This is a genomic window from Metalysinibacillus jejuensis, from assembly GCF_003057615.1.
GTDB lineage: Bacteria > Bacillota > Bacilli > Bacillales_A > Planococcaceae > Metalysinibacillus > Metalysinibacillus jejuensis.
In genome coordinates this window covers 1-14466 of record NZ_QAFW01000054.1, presented here as the reverse complement: position 1 = coordinate 14466, position 14466 = coordinate 1, and the positions used below count along the sequence as shown (strand labels likewise).

10 protein-coding genes and 1 riboswitch are annotated in these 14466 nt (G+C 39.0%); of the genes, 2 read left to right on the top strand and 8 right to left on the bottom strand.

The genetic code is table 11. The annotated features are described in order from the left end of the window. Positions 1-155 precede the first annotated feature (155 nt). On the bottom strand, positions 156-794 hold the full coding sequence (locus DDE80_RS12275; protein ID WP_235612334.1) for a carboxymuconolactone decarboxylase family protein: 639 nt from the start codon (positions 792-794) through the stop codon (positions 156-158). A 79-nt stretch (positions 795-873) separates the two neighbouring features. Beyond that, positions 874-977: riboswitch (SAM riboswitch) on the bottom strand. Positions 978-1036: 59 nt separating this feature from the next. Next, positions 1037-1774 (bottom strand): hypothetical protein, encoded by a 738-nt coding sequence (locus tag DDE80_RS12270; RefSeq protein WP_108308104.1) that lies wholly within the window; start codon positions 1772-1774, stop codon positions 1037-1039. A gap of 436 nt (positions 1775-2210) precedes the next feature. On the opposite strand from DDE80_RS12270, the gene DDE80_RS15695 reads away from it, so the two are divergent. Both DDE80_RS15695 and DDE80_RS12260 read left to right on the top strand, forming a co-directional pair. Then, entirely contained in the window at positions 2211-2531 is a 321-nt protein-coding gene (locus DDE80_RS15695; protein ID WP_427901815.1) for a KGG domain-containing protein, read from the top strand. 65 nt (positions 2532-2596) lie between these two features. Continuing rightward, a complete protein-coding gene (locus tag DDE80_RS12260; RefSeq protein WP_108308101.1) occupies positions 2597-4573 on the top strand; it encodes a catalase in 1977 nt (658 codons plus the stop codon). Positions 4574-4654: 81 nt separating this feature from the next. Here the strand turns inward: DDE80_RS12260 and DDE80_RS12255 are convergent, their stop codons facing one another. The 6 genes from DDE80_RS12255 to DDE80_RS12230 all read right to left on the bottom strand — a co-directional run. After that, a complete protein-coding gene (locus DDE80_RS12255) occupies positions 4655-5071 on the bottom strand; it encodes a hypothetical protein (RefSeq protein WP_108308099.1) in 417 nt (138 codons plus the stop codon). Next, on the bottom strand, positions 5064-5939 hold the full coding sequence (locus tag DDE80_RS12250) for a tyrosine-type recombinase/integrase (protein WP_108308097.1): 876 nt from the start codon (positions 5937-5939) through the stop codon (positions 5064-5066). The genes DDE80_RS12255 and DDE80_RS12250 overlap by 8 nt, the downstream gene beginning before the upstream one ends. A gap of 189 nt (positions 5940-6128) precedes the next feature. Next, complete coding sequence (locus DDE80_RS12245; RefSeq protein WP_108308096.1) at positions 6129-7832, bottom strand: transglutaminase domain-containing protein; 1704 nt, start codon at positions 7830-7832, stop codon at positions 6129-6131. Positions 7833-8284: 452 nt separating this feature from the next. Further along, on the bottom strand, positions 8285-12190 hold the full coding sequence (locus DDE80_RS12240; RefSeq protein ID WP_108308095.1) for a hypothetical protein: 3906 nt from the start codon (positions 12188-12190) through the stop codon (positions 8285-8287). Continuing rightward, the gene (locus DDE80_RS12235; protein ID WP_108308094.1) at positions 12187-14217 is read right to left on the bottom strand and encodes an O-antigen ligase family protein; all 2031 of its coding nucleotides are present in this window, start codon (positions 14215-14217) and stop codon (positions 12187-12189) included. The genes DDE80_RS12240 and DDE80_RS12235 overlap by 4 nt, the downstream gene beginning before the upstream one ends. 153 nt (positions 14218-14370) lie before the next feature. Beyond that, positions 14371-14466: transposase (locus DDE80_RS12230; protein WP_153060901.1), on the bottom strand; the 96-nt coding region annotated here is incomplete at its 5' end.

Sequence of the window (14466 nt, the reverse complement as noted above, 5' to 3'; positions counted from 1 at the left end):
AAATGAAGGCATTCGCCTATTGGCATTAGCATAGAAACAAAAACTCTTGGAACAAGAGGGTTAGCTCGGTCAGTTTTCGTTGGCTAGTAAAAGCAACGATAAGTCGAGAAGCCCCCACTTCAATTAGACCGCAAGGTCAATAAGTGGTGGGTAGTTCACTGCCAAGCGTTTAACACATTAATGCTGTGAGCAAATGCGCTACCTGCATTTAGTGCGCTCGCTACAAAAATGGTTTCGGCTAACTGCTCTTTTGTGACGCCCGCTGCTTTAGCGTTTGCTACGTGAAGCTCGATGCAATAAGGACAACCTGTAATATGGGCAATCGCCACGGCAATAATTTCTTTTTCCTTTACGCTTAGCACGCCTTCAGCTACTGCCTCTGTCGAAAATGCAATAAATGTATTGAAAGCTTCAGGTGCTAACGCTTGTAATGCAGATGTTTTAGCAAAAAAGGCTTTCTCATACAACGCTTCGCCTTCAGCCCCGTCATAAGCACGCAAACTATTAGCTCCGTGCGCAAATGCACTACCTGCCTTTAAAGCGCTCGCTACAAAAATAGCTTCTGCCGCTTCTTCTTTTGTTACCGCTGCTTGAATAGCTGCCCCTGCATGAATTTCGATGCAATACGGGCAACCTGTAACAGTAGCGCTCGCAATTGCAATTAATTCTTTTAGTTTTACAGATAGCGCACCTTCTTTAAATACAGCGCCGTTCCAACTATGAAATGCCGCATTTGGCTTTTTCGCTAATGTTTTTAATTCACCAAGACGTGAAATATCTTCTTTGTTATACATATTCATTCTCCTCTCAACAACAAAACTCCCTCTCTTTGACTAGCGCAAAGAAGAGGGAGTTATGGGCTCCGTTTTGTGTTCCTCATCTTTCAAGCTAGGCTTGCTGGAAGTAGCACCTTTGTGTAAACACCGGTTGCTGCGGGATCTTAGGACCAGGTTCCTCCCCCGAACTCTTTATAAGGATTTTGTTGTTGATGACTATATTAGACGTATTAACCAAGTAAGTCAATATGTTTTATAAATTATTCTGAATATTCTTTTTGCTGTTGATGCTCACGCAGTAAAAATCGACGATACAATAATGGATTGGCGCGCAGTATTTCGAGCTGTCTCAGCGTATCGTCAATGAGCTGATCGTTCGTAAAATAACGAAAGCCCTCTAGCAAATTGGCAACAACTGTGGCTACCGCTACTTTTTTTGTGAGCCATTGCGCTTGTTGCCTTTCGACATACGCAATCTCTTGTAAAGTGAGCGGTCGCCCAAGCGTCGCGATGAGTGTTGCATACACATGTTTTAAGCGCTCCGTTTGCCAAAGTTGAAACTCTTCTTTCTCAGCCTGTTGCATATTACGTGCAGCACTACAATAACTTAAGTTACCTTGTTGCATGATTTCATATTGAAGCGGCTCTCCTGCTAACGGGCGACAATAGCTGACGATCTGGTCAGCATACGCATCATAAATACACGTAATATGAATGCTCGTAAAATCAACGGGATGTAAGCGACTCAGCATCGCCGTTTGATGGGCATAATCATTATAAAGTTGCTCGCTATTTTGCACTAATGCTTGCACACTAAAACTACCACTCGCATAGTGGTGGCTAATTTTATAATAATGGCTCGCTAAGCGCTCATCGCCTGTTAACGCTAAACCGACAGCTTCACTCCAATGGGTTAAATAATATAAATATGTATCAAAAGGGTTTTGTACCGTTTTTAATAATGCTTCAATTACCTGACCTACAGTGCTCCTTGTCATCTCATCCTCTCCTTTATACCTTATTATAGAACATTTGTTCCTGTTAAACAAATTATTGTTTAATTATTAATTAGTATAACGCATCATCTAGGTCTTTTTTTAAAGTCAAAAATTACTGTAATATAAATCGCGTAAAAAAATCATTTTTTATCGAAAAAACCTTATTGCTAAGCGATTAAGCCCTCTTTTTGTCCATTTCATAACATTACAAAACTATTACAGTTTAGTTAAAGCGCTGTAATAAATGTTTCTCTACATAATGCTAGGGTAGTTTCGTAATAAGCCTCTCACTTAAGAGGTGGACATATTTTGTCTAGTTTTAACAGCAGGGTAACTTCAGACTTTGGCACATTTTTAACAAAAAAAACGTACACAAAGGAGAAGATTTATTATGGCTAACAACAACGACAACAAAGGTAATAACAAGCAAGGCTCAATGACTGTAGAGGAGGCAGGTCGCAAAGGCGGCGAAGCTACTTCAGCTAACCACGACCGCGAGTTCTATGAAGATATTGGACAAAAAGGTGGAGAGGCTACTTCAGCCAACCATGACCGTGAGTTTTATGAAGAAATTGGGCAGAAGGGCGGAGAGGCCCGCGCTGCTAACGCTTCTAATTCTTCCAACAACGACAGCAATAATCGTTCAACAAACCGTTCAAACAGCAACAATTCATCGAATAACAACGACGATAATCGGGGCGGAAATCGTTCAACTAACAACAACAATAACCGCAGCAACAACAATAATAACCGTTAATACTGCTTAACATATAGCCAGCTGCGTGTCAGCTGGCTATTTTTATAACGAAAGGAGCTTTTTTAATGACGAATAAAAAACAGCAACAGTTAAACGCTTATAAAGTAGACGATGCTAATCAAACATTAACGACGAATCAAGGTTTAGCACTAACGGAAGACGAACATTCCCTAAAGCTCGGTGAACGTGGCCCGACACTATTAGAAGACTTTCACTTTCGCGAAAAAATGACGCATTTTGACCACGAGCGCATCCCTGAGCGTGTCGTACATGCCCGTGGTACAGCCGCTCACGGTGTTTTTGAAAGCTACGGTGATGCGAGCGATATTACCAAAGCTGATTTTTTAAGCGCCAAAGGCAAAGTAACGCCTGTATTTACGCGCTTTTCTACCGTAGCAGGCTCACGTGGCTCTGCTGATACCGTACGTGATGCGCGCGGCTTTGCGACAAAATTTTATACGGACGAAGGTAATTATGACCTCGTCGGCAACAATATCCCCGTCTTTTTTATTCAAGACGCCATTAAGTTTCCTGATTTTGTACATGCCGTAAAACCCGAGCCACACAACGAAATCCCGCAAGCGCAAAGTGCACACGATACATTTTGGGACTTTATCGCCAATAACCCTGAGTCTACGCATATGGTGATGTGGCATATGTCCGATCGCTCGATTCCGCGTAGCTATCGTATGATGGAAGGCTTCGGTGTAAATACGTACCGCTTCGTTAACGCTAAAGGTGAGGCGCGCTTTGTCAAATTTCACTGGAAGCCCGTACTTGGTGTGCATTCGCTCGTTTGGGATGAAGCGCAAAAAATCGCCGGTAAAGACCCCGACTTCCATCGTCGCGACTTATATGATGCGATTGAAAACGGCTATTACCCTGAATATGAGTTAGGCGTACAACTCATTGACGAAAAAGATGAGTTTAACTTTGATTTTGACATTTTAGACCCGACAAAAATTTGGCCAGAAGAACAAGTACCTGTGCGCTTACTCGGTAAAATGACGTTAAATCAAAATGTCGATAACTTTTTTGCCGAAACGGAACAAGTTGCTTTTCATGTAGGACATGTCGTGCCAGGCATTGATTTTTCGAATGACCCTTTACTGCAAGGTCGCTTATTTTCCTATACGGATACGCAGCTCATTCGCCTTGGTGGGCCTAACTTCCATGAGCTACCGATTAATAAGCCCGTCTGCCCTTTCCACAATAATCAGCGCGACGGCTACGGACGTCAAACGATTAATAAAGGGCCTGTTAGCTATCACCAAAATGCGATTCAACAAAATAGCCCAGCCCCTACAACAGAAGCTGCAGGTGGTTACGCCCACTATGCCGAAAAAGTAGAAGGTCATAAAGTGCGCGCACGTAGCCAATCGTTTGCGGATCACTTTACGCAAGCACGTATGTTTTGGCTAAGCATGACCGAAGTCAAGCGCGAACATATTCGTAAAGCGTTTAGCTTTGAAGTAGGTAAAGTAGCACGTACAGAAATTCGTCAACAAGTGGTGGATTTACTCGCTAATGTTTGTCCGATTTTAGCGACAGCCGTAGCCGAAAATGTTGGCGTGCAACCACCTGCTAAAACAGAACCTGTACAAACCGACCAAACATCACCCGCGGTCAGTCAATTGCGCGCACCGAAAAAGACGACGTACAGTAAAAAAGTAGCCGTCATTGTCGATGATACGACGACGGATTTCCCTAGCTCGCTCTTAGAAGCTGAAGACATTCAACTCGAGCGCGTTAGCATTAAACAAGGAAAATGCGGTGAGCATACGATTGATCATACGCTTGATACGACGTCCCCTGTATTGTACGACGGTATTATTGTCGCTGCGACGTTTAATGATCCTGTTAACGCAGGTAAGCTACAACAATTTATTGACGAAACGTATCACCACTATAAACCAATTGCTAATTTAACAGATAAGCCGCTTCCTTACGTAACAAGTGCTGGTATTTCATCCACTATCCCGCAATTTATTAAAGACCTTGCCGAAACACGCCACTGGGCGCGTAAAGATGCACAAGGCTAATTAACGTGCTAACCCCGAAGTCAACGTATTGGCTTCGGGGTTTTTTCGCGCAATAATGCTAACGACTAAAAAAACTACTGACTAACGTTCGCTAGTCAGTAGCTTATCTAAAATAGCCGCTTCGATAAAAGCATCTACAGATAAATGATGAAAATCGCAATAGGCGACGAGTTGACGCTTTGTACTTTCACTAAGTTTAATCGGAAAGGCACCGTCAACGAGTTGGCGTATCGTTTTAAGCTGGCTTTCGAGCGCATCCACTAAGCGCGCTTCACTCAAACGCTCTCGTAAATTTACTTGTGTTAATGGTAGCTCTAGTTGCTGATTAACGAGCCCTTGTTCAAAATGATAGCGATGCGTCGCTGGTGAGAAGCGGTAACCTTGTTGGTACATGTATTGGCCGAGCGCTAATGACGAATCAAACTCATGTTGCGTTAAAATATCAGCTAACTTTACCCCTTCAGCAATTTGATCTGCAATAAATTGAGCTTTATTCATACGTCACCTGATCGACAGCTGCCACAAGTTCGGTATCATCCACATGTAAATACGTCGACGTCGTACGCAAACTCGCATGCCCTAATAACTTTTGGATTACTGCCACATGCACACCCTTTTTAATTAAATAACTCGCAAAAGAATGCCGTAAAATATGGCTCGTCACGTGTTTTGTAATGCCTGCGCGTGCGGTCGCCTCGCGCAATAAGCGGTTAACGTATTGAGCGCTCACTTTACCTGTGCGTGTTAAGGCAAAAAAATAAGGGGAGTCGGCATCTCGCACATGCACTTGATAATGCTGTAATGCCTCAATTAACTCATCATTTAAAGGAATGCGCCTCGATTTTCCGCCTTTGCCGTTAACGACCGTGAGCACCTTCTCTTTAAAATTAATATGCGTCGTTTGCAAATTGCGACACTCGCTCACTCGCATCCCCGTAAACGCCATCGTCTTTAAAAAACAAGCAATTACCGGATGTGTCACCGCATCTAAAATTTGTTCGACTTCCTCTGCTAATAAATAAACGCGCTCTTGCTCTACTACTTTTAGGCGATGTAAACGCGTTATCGGGTTTTTGACGATATATTCTTTGCGCACTAAACACTCAAAAAATGTAGAGAGACCATTTAATTTACGATTTACTGAGCGCGGCTGACACGCGCGGTCGTGCAGTAAATGCGCGACATAACCTTCAAAGTCAGTCGGGGCGAGCGCTAACATATTAATAGGCGCATTCCAGCTAGTAGCGCGCCACTCATAATATTGCCAAACGTCCATGCAATAACCACGCACCGTTTCTTCACTCAATTTGCGAAGCCGCAGCCACTCTTTAAACTCGCGCTCTGCTTCATAATAATCCATAATCATTTTCTTCACTTCCTTATGTCGATTAAACCATCAGTTTATAAGAATAGTACTAAAAAATATAGCGATAAACATTAAATGTATAGCGCTTTCTATTTATATTGGCACTTCTAATTTTCTTTTGAAAATAGAAAATCCCCCCTTAAGTAGACTAAAAAATCACTTAAGAGAGGAACTATTTTCAGCTTATAACTAACCTATCGTGAATGCCATACTTTGCGGAGGTAAATCGTGTGCTTCATTACCAATACCTTGTAACAATAAATAATAGGTTTCTCCTTTTTGGTAAGGTGTCAATGGAGCTATACGTAGCTGCAGTTGATGGATGCGTACTTCTATTGGCACTTGCTGACCGAAGCGATTGACAACACGTACATTTGTCGCACGATTAATCGGATTGCTAAAGTTAACATGCCATACCTTCGTAGTTGCTACATTATAGACAGGCTTTAACGCTTCTATACCCGCTATAGGATAAACAAAAAGGGGAGGCTGCACTGTAACGCGTTGCGAAACAGTTTGCCCTGATAGCGTTGCATTAATATTTGCTTCGCCAACTGTTGAAAAGTTGACTTCATCCGCTTGCCATATAGCTCCTGTAATATGCCAATCCACATTAGCCGTCACATCTTTTACAGTGTTATCTGTATATATTGCCTGTACTTTAAGCGGTAGACGTTCACCTACTGTTACAGTAGCAGGCAACTGAGGGGTAAAGGCTAAACTTTTTATAGAAGGCAGACTCGGGCTACCTTGATATTGTTGTACAGTAATCGTTACTTGTGTAGTGTTAGGTAAACGATGTCGTGTTGTTTGATAACGTACCCCTTGCTCATTGCCTGTTAATGCTTGCTGTATTGCTTTAACATATGAGCCTCCCCCTTGATATAATACTGTGAATTTAGGGTTATGCGTTGCAAATTGACCTTCAACATAAGTCGTTAACGCCTGCTCCGTATGAATGACAGGTAAACCATTCGCTAAAGCGCGTTGCACATCCAAACGTCCTGTTAAAGCTAAATGCATAAATAACTCTGTTGTAGCACGTGGGTAAGGTGCATCATGATTATTTAATCCACCATCTTGCCAAAAGTGGTCTTTACTTATCTCTCGATCATTTAGCAAATAGTAATTATATATAATGCGACCCGCTACATCTGGGATAGGGTCATTCCATGTCGCATCTAAATGAAACCACTTCCCACCTACCTGTACTAAGTTCCAAGCATGATTTTCTACATTGCCATTATGCCCTGCTGTCCCACTAATTAAACGAACGGGCACATTTACTTCTTTTAACATTTGATGAACAAGCATGGCATAGCCATTACACAAAGTCTCCCCGCCTGTTATAGCAAAATAAGGTGCATTCACTGCCTGATTCATCGTTGTATCATAAGCAACATTCGTCACTACATAATCATGTACAGCTTTCACCTTCTCGTAGTCACCCATCTGTGGGGTAATAATTGTCGGTAGTATTTCTTTTATATGTGTACTTACATAAGCTACTTGCTCAGCATTTTGTATGTAATTAGCTGTGCCTGTAAATGTTATTAAGCCATCATAGCCTCGTGATGTATATCGATAACCTAAATAATCGTATGCCAAATACTCATCTTCTCGTAACACAGCACTTATCGCTTGCCTAAAGTCCGTCTGTGCTTGTGACCAGACCCCTTCATATGTAACAGAAAACTCCGTTTGTCTTGCTTGCATTATTATTTTTAGTTGCTCATACAGCACATACGCATCTTCTGATAATTGTTCACTTGCTACCGCATAGACAACTTCATCAAAAGCTTCATCATAGCCATATTGTATTTCCTGTGCTGTAGCGTGTGGTACTATACAAAAACTACTCATTAAAATTATAAACATTAACCACTTTCTCATGCGCTCACTCCTTTACTTTTATAATAACACCTTTTTACTCGTGAACTACTCACTACTTAACTAAGTCTATAGGTTATTAACGCTTAACGATTTCATTGTCAGCCCTTCGTTCAGTTGGATATAATCTAAACTTATATACTTTGAGTCATTCTATAACGTTCATCTACGATTTTGCGTAGATTTCTTTAGGACATCAATCGCTACTTCACCGGTAGTCAAAAGTATTTTAGCATAAATGGTGAGTTGTATCTCATTTCATCAGGAGATCGCCCTACCCCTTATATAGAAATAAAAAGACAATGCTACTTTAGGTGTCGGCTTTCGCATTATCAAAGGTAACCCTAATACCGAACAGCATTCATTTCCACCTATAGAGGGCGGGTGGCTTCTGCTTAAATGAGTTAAAAATAAAAATACCAAATTTGAACGTGTGCCAAATTTGGTATTTTATTTTATTGAACGATGAATAACAGCTTTTGCGGATTTCTTAATTTTTGTTTAGCATCACCTGTTAATTTATCAGTAATATTAAGCTGATACTTGCCATTTTTATAGGTATCATTAGGCGGCAATACATGGAGTTCACGTCCATGCTTCTCTAATTTAATAGGTAGTGGGTTACCTTGGACATCTTCAACCGTAACACTTTCATACATTGTAGAAATATCAAAATCATTACTTAATGTAATTTTAAATGTGTGATTTTTATTGACTACTTTTACAGCAGTGCTTATTTTCTTTGTTTCTTTTAATTTCTCACCACGATAGTCTGTCACTTCTTTATCAATAATAACTGTGTAATCGCCAATCGATATGTCAGAAGCTATTATGTTAAAAATAACTTCTTTCGACAATTTTTCGGTGTCGTCTTCTATAAATACACCAGATGTAGTTTCCTTATAACCACTCCAATGTTGTAAAATTAATCCTCCATCTACTTCTTTTCCAGTATCTTGTCGCACAACACGAATTAATGAACTTAAATCTTTTTCTTTTACAGGTCGATTAAAGCGAACAAGAATGCTATAGTTATCGAGCAGCTCCACTTCAGCATCTAATGCACGCTTTGAAATTAACGGTACATTCAGCTCTGTTTCTGGCGGAGGAACCGTTACTGTTCGACTAGTATACGTTTCATAGCCATCTTTAGCGAAAATAACACGCCAGTCTCCTTGTACGACATCCCAACCATAGCGACCATTTTTATCGCTATATAAAGGATTTACTTGACCAAATTGCGAAGCTTGCCAATCCTCCCATGTTGAACCTACTTTTTGCTGTACTGTGGTTTTTACTGACTCCAAGCGATTTTCCATGCTACCTTCAAACACATAACCTGATGGATCAATTAATGGAATAACTAACAGCAAGGGTGTAATCTTTTTAACTCCTGACGTGGCATAATGTAATTTCACTGTTTGATTTTGATAAGCTTCCCACGTTCCTTTGATGCTTACTCGGTAATGGTAGTCGCCTTCCGAACTATGCACATTGACTAATGGATAAGTACCATTTAAAAACTCAACATAGCCATTAGTAATAGGCTTATCAAAAGTCAAATAAAAGCCCATATCTTGAGAAGGATACATAGCATTTGGAAGGATGATATTAGTTGCTGTAGGCAATTTTACATTCGGATTCTCAGGAATTTTAGTGTTCCCCACATAAATACTAGCTGCTTTAAGATTAGGTGGCTCTGTTGTATAACTTAATTTATATACTGGTGATTCATATGTCACACCTTCATTTACTACTTTAAGTTTAATATCGAAAACCTCGTCCTTCCCTTTAACAGGTAAAGGAACGCTTGCCATCCATAATTTCGCATTAGCTTTAGTAGTCACCATAGCCTGATTATTCACCAAAATAGTAATTTGAGAATTAGGTGAAGCTACACCATAGAGCCCTATCGTTTTATTGTTTGTTATCGTAGGTGTATTAATTGTAGCCATAACCTTGGTTATTTCTTTAGTCATTTTATGTTTAACTCTATAACCTTCTTTCAATTCTACTGTAAATTTCACAGGCTCTATACTACTATTATTATTAATCAACGTAGTTAAACGAACCTCTCCAAATTCTCCAACTTTTAATGAAGGTAGCTGAATTTCAGTATCGTTAAACATTTTGGCAGAAGTTCCATTTACTTTTACACTATTTTGTAAAAGTTTAAATTTGTCTGTCGCTACAATATTAAGAATTGGATTTTCAATTAACTCCGTACCATTGTTTTTATACTTAATTGTATAGCTTACATGCTGACCAGCTGCTACAACTTCTACAGAAGGAATAATGCTATTCCCTTCCCCTTCAAAGGGATTTTCACTGCTTACATTACTTAACTTAATCGTTCTTTCTGTAGTGCTGGGTTCCATATAAACCACTAAATCCTTGTACCCTATTCCTTCTCCATAAATCTTAACTGTATATTTCTTATTTTCTAAACCATCAATGCTAAAGTAACCGTCTGTTTCACTTGAGTGACCTCCAATAATATAACCATTTTCATCTATAATAGAAATAGGTGCATCGACAATAGGCTCATTTTTATCATTTACAATTACACCGTGAATTTTCAAGCTATTCTCGATATCAGGTAACTGATAAATACCTAAATCCAAGTAATTCGTAGTTAGTGGATTTAATTTAACATGTTCCATTTCTATATTAAATTTATTAATATAAGTAGATATATTAAAGGTGTCTTTATTATATGTTGTTATTTGAAAATCCCCATTAATATCTGTTCTTACCCTTTTGTTAAATTTAGAATTCAAACTAGCAAAACTAATACTTTGTCTACTTACCGCTAAACCATCCTTATCTAAGAGTTTTCCTTTAATAATAATGGTACTTTCAATAGGAAAAGTTGGTTTTTCTAACAAAATATTCACTTTGCTTTTAAAACTATAATTGTTCGTTTTAATAACTACTTCATAGTCTTTGGCTAACGCAATATTAGTCAAATCGATATAGTTACGTCCGTCTTTACTAACATGAACCGGTATATTTTGCTGTTTATATCTTGCATTATTCGAACCAAATAATCCACTCACAATCCTACTATACATTTCAATCTCATCTATTTTTTTTAAGTTCTCATCTGCTTCGTCATTTAAATATAAGCGGCGATCTCCATATTGAATAGTGCTTGGTAAACTTTTTATTATTTCGATTCCTTCACTTTGAATTCTATCGATTTCCTTTAAATCTTGGTCTATAAAATATGCGTTACTAAGATTTATTTTCTTTAATGTATAGTAATCACGCTTACTAATGCTTTTAAAGTTTCGCATATAAGAATTAGAAAAATCAAATTCAACTATATTTGGTAGCTTAGGCATAGACCATAAAGTATACAAATCTCTCGCTTTTAAAACTTCTAATTTTTGGTTCCCTCCTAGACTAGATAAGCTTTCAATGTTAGTCGAAGAAATATCTAACTCTTTAAGGTTAGGTAAAGATAAATTGAAATTTGCTATTTCATTAGAACTAATATCTAACTTTTCAAGATTAACCGCATAATTTAAGCCTTCTAATTTTGTAATACCTTTATTAGATACATCTAATTGTGTAAGCAGTTTCATATCTTCAGCAGTTACTGGTCTATCTGTTATTTTTAATTCTTCGCGAATAATGCGCTCTAAATTTTTGTCTAAGAAAAAGATGTCTTCTTCACTATCTAAATCATCTTTATAACTTACACGTACGCCCTTCCTAACTAAATCTCTTAGCGTATATTGATCGTCTTTGTTTAAATCCACTTCTTTTATCTCTATGTTTTGCAAATGATTTAATTGTAGTAAAAACGAAATATCTTCTAATGGGTTATTGCTAACTTTCAAAAAATGTAAATTTCCCCACGTTTTCAAAGGTGATAAATCTTTTATATTATTGTTATTTAAATTTATCTCATGCTGATAAATAACTTGCCTTACATTTTTACCTAAATGTTCTAACGGAGAAATATCTTCAATTTCTTGATTTGGTAACTCTAATACTTGTATTTTAGTCAGGTTAGCAAGCGGGCTCACATCCTGTATTTCTCCATCACTAAATTTCATTTTTCTTAGATTATATGCATGTTCTAAACCACTTAAGTTATTAATTTGTTTCTCGTTTAACTCATAAACACTACTAATGTCTTTATAAAGAATAGGTTCATGCTCTTTAATATTTGTGTATTTTTTAATAAGTGTTTCTAATTTCTTATCAGGTACGTCAATTACTTGTTGACCGTCTTTTTCTACTGGGATTTCTAAATATTTAATTTTGTCATTCGCATAGCCAGTGCTCGACCATTCAGATGCAAAAAAACATACCATCATTAAAATTAATGCATATACTATTTTTTTCAATTAACTTCCTCCTCACCTATTAAGGTTTGATAATGATTAATAAAATCGATTGATGCTGGATAATTTCGCATTACGTAATCTACGGCAAAAAAATTGTCCATTTTTGTATGTGCTACTATCGCTATAGCGGCAGCATAATCTTTGTAAGGATGAGCAGCTTTAAAAGTAGACTGCATAATTTCTTCGCTATGTTCAATAGCACTTTCATAATCGCCTATTATCAACTGATACGTAGCGAGATAATATCTTGCTTCTTCAGTTATCCTAAATCTTGAGTTTACTTGATACATTGCTTTTAAGGATTGCTCTTTATTTATAGCCTCTACATATCTTTCAATTTTAGCAATGTGTTTGTTGGCATCTTCTGTCTCTTCGATAGCTTGCTTTACACCCAATTTTATACCTAATGCATACGCTTTTTCGTTGTAGCGGTCGAGTGCAATGACTCGCTCAACTAGCGCTTCACTCTGTACATACGCTTGCGCTGCTTCTAGATATATTGCGACTTGTAAGAGTACAGTCGGTGACGCAAAAAAGCGCTCGGCAATCGCAGCTGCTGTTTGTATCACTTGCTCGTAGTAGGCAGTTGTTTCGGTTTGCTCATACACTTTAACGTCATGGGCGAGTTGCTTAATAGCATATAAAGGCTCATTTCGGTCTAATCGTATAGCTCGTTGCACGGTTTGCTCATACGCTTTAGCATCGGAAACATGCGCTAAATGTTTGTCATACGCCTGCGCTATTAATGTAGTGCCTGTAATGTACATAACACCAAATGCGATAGCAGGTAGCATCACTACGTTTACAATAGTATTCATAGTAATGACGCGCGGTGTGTATAGTAAGGCAAACGCGTAAACGACTAAGATTCCGACAAAGCCATAAGCTTGTGTAAAATCAAGTGCACTATGTATAGCAATCGCACTTATAAAAATAAGTGGTGCCACAGCGGTAGGTTGCCAAGCCTTAATGACCTGATACGCTAGCCAAACTACTACGCCAACTAATGCAACAGCTCCTACCACACCGTAATTAATGACTAAATCAAGGTAGCCATTATGTGCTTCAATCGTTCGGTAAGGCTCACTTTGAAAACGTGTAATATGGCGCGCAAAACCTCCATAACCATGCCCAAACCATAAGGAGTCTTGCGCTACTAGTAACCCGTCGCGCCAATGAACAAACCGTTCGGTAGCCGTATTACGTCCCGTTAACATATGCTGAATGCCTTGCCACTTGCTTACAACAACTATACCGCCTATGATCATCACACTAATTAGCGGCAATAATAGCGGCGACGGCTGCCACGTTAATTTACGCATCCCCCAATGTATTAGCACTATGCCAATACTACCGATAAAAACGACCGGAAATGGTAGCATAGCAACGAGACCGATATGGGCAATTGTCATCGTGACAAATAACAATTGCTGCGTGCTTGGTACAAGCCATAGAGCTAACAGCCATGCGGCAGCTAACGCAAGCAGGGCGCCACGTGATGCTGTGAGCGCGACGAGCGTTGCCATCGGAAGAAGCGGCAACAACCAAAATAAAGCGAGCTTTGGCCTTTGTTCACCGACATATTGCAGTAAACCGAATAAAAAGAAAGCCCCTACAACAATAGCTGTGACATTTGCATACTCAAACACGCCACCGTAGCGTCCCGCATCAAGGTTAGTTTGAAAATAACTCCATAATGTTACGACGATGCCTGCTACATAAAACAGTCGCACATCTTTTGTGCCATACGTTTGTATTAATATAAATAGGAAGAGATATGTCACAGCTCGCACAAATCCCTCTGCGACAAAGTGAGGTGCAACGCCTGCTAGTAAAGGCAACAACGTAATGGCACTGAGTCCGAGTATATAAATATAAGATGTTGAGCGGCGGATAAGCATAGTTACTAATCCTATAAGCGCTACTACTAACGCAACAACATAAAAATCATGTTTAAAATATAACCCTTGCCAGCCGACCGTCATGACTAGCGCTAACCAAGCGATATGCCAAATGTACTGCTTCACAATCCCCCTCCTACCTCTCGATATTTAATACTAAATACTCAATAAATACCTTTAGTTTACCATATAAAAAGTAATATTCATCTTAATTTTCCAAACAAAAAACACCAAATGTGTTACTCATTGGCTCATCACCAAATCCCGGGGATGACAAATTCAATGACCGGTTTCCAAGCGTAAACGTAGGAAAAGACGGTCATCATTTCGGTAGCCAAACCCACGTCTTTTGATGAGCTTTATTTTATTATTTGT

Coding starts and splice junctions, on each gene's coding strand:
- DDE80_RS12255 (WP_108308099.1), bottom strand. CDS start 5,071: ATGAATAAAGCTCAATTTATTGCAGATCAAATTGCTGAAGGGGTAAAG.
- DDE80_RS15695 (WP_427901815.1), top strand. CDS start 2,211: ATGACTGTAGAGGAGGCAGGTCGCAAAGGCGGCGAAGCTACTTCAGCT.
- DDE80_RS12250 (WP_108308097.1), bottom strand. CDS start 5,939: ATGATTATGGATTATTATGAAGCAGAGCGCGAGTTTAAAGAGTGGCTG.
- DDE80_RS12245 (WP_108308096.1), bottom strand. CDS start 7,832: ATGAGAAAGTGGTTAATGTTTATAATTTTAATGAGTAGTTTTTGTATA.
- DDE80_RS12270 (WP_108308104.1), bottom strand. CDS start 1,774: ATGACAAGGAGCACTGTAGGTCAGGTAATTGAAGCATTATTAAAAACG.
- DDE80_RS12260 (WP_108308101.1), top strand. CDS start 2,597: ATGACGAATAAAAAACAGCAACAGTTAAACGCTTATAAAGTAGACGAT.
- DDE80_RS12275 (WP_235612334.1), bottom strand. CDS start 794: ATGTATAACAAAGAAGATATTTCACGTCTTGGTGAATTAAAAACATTA.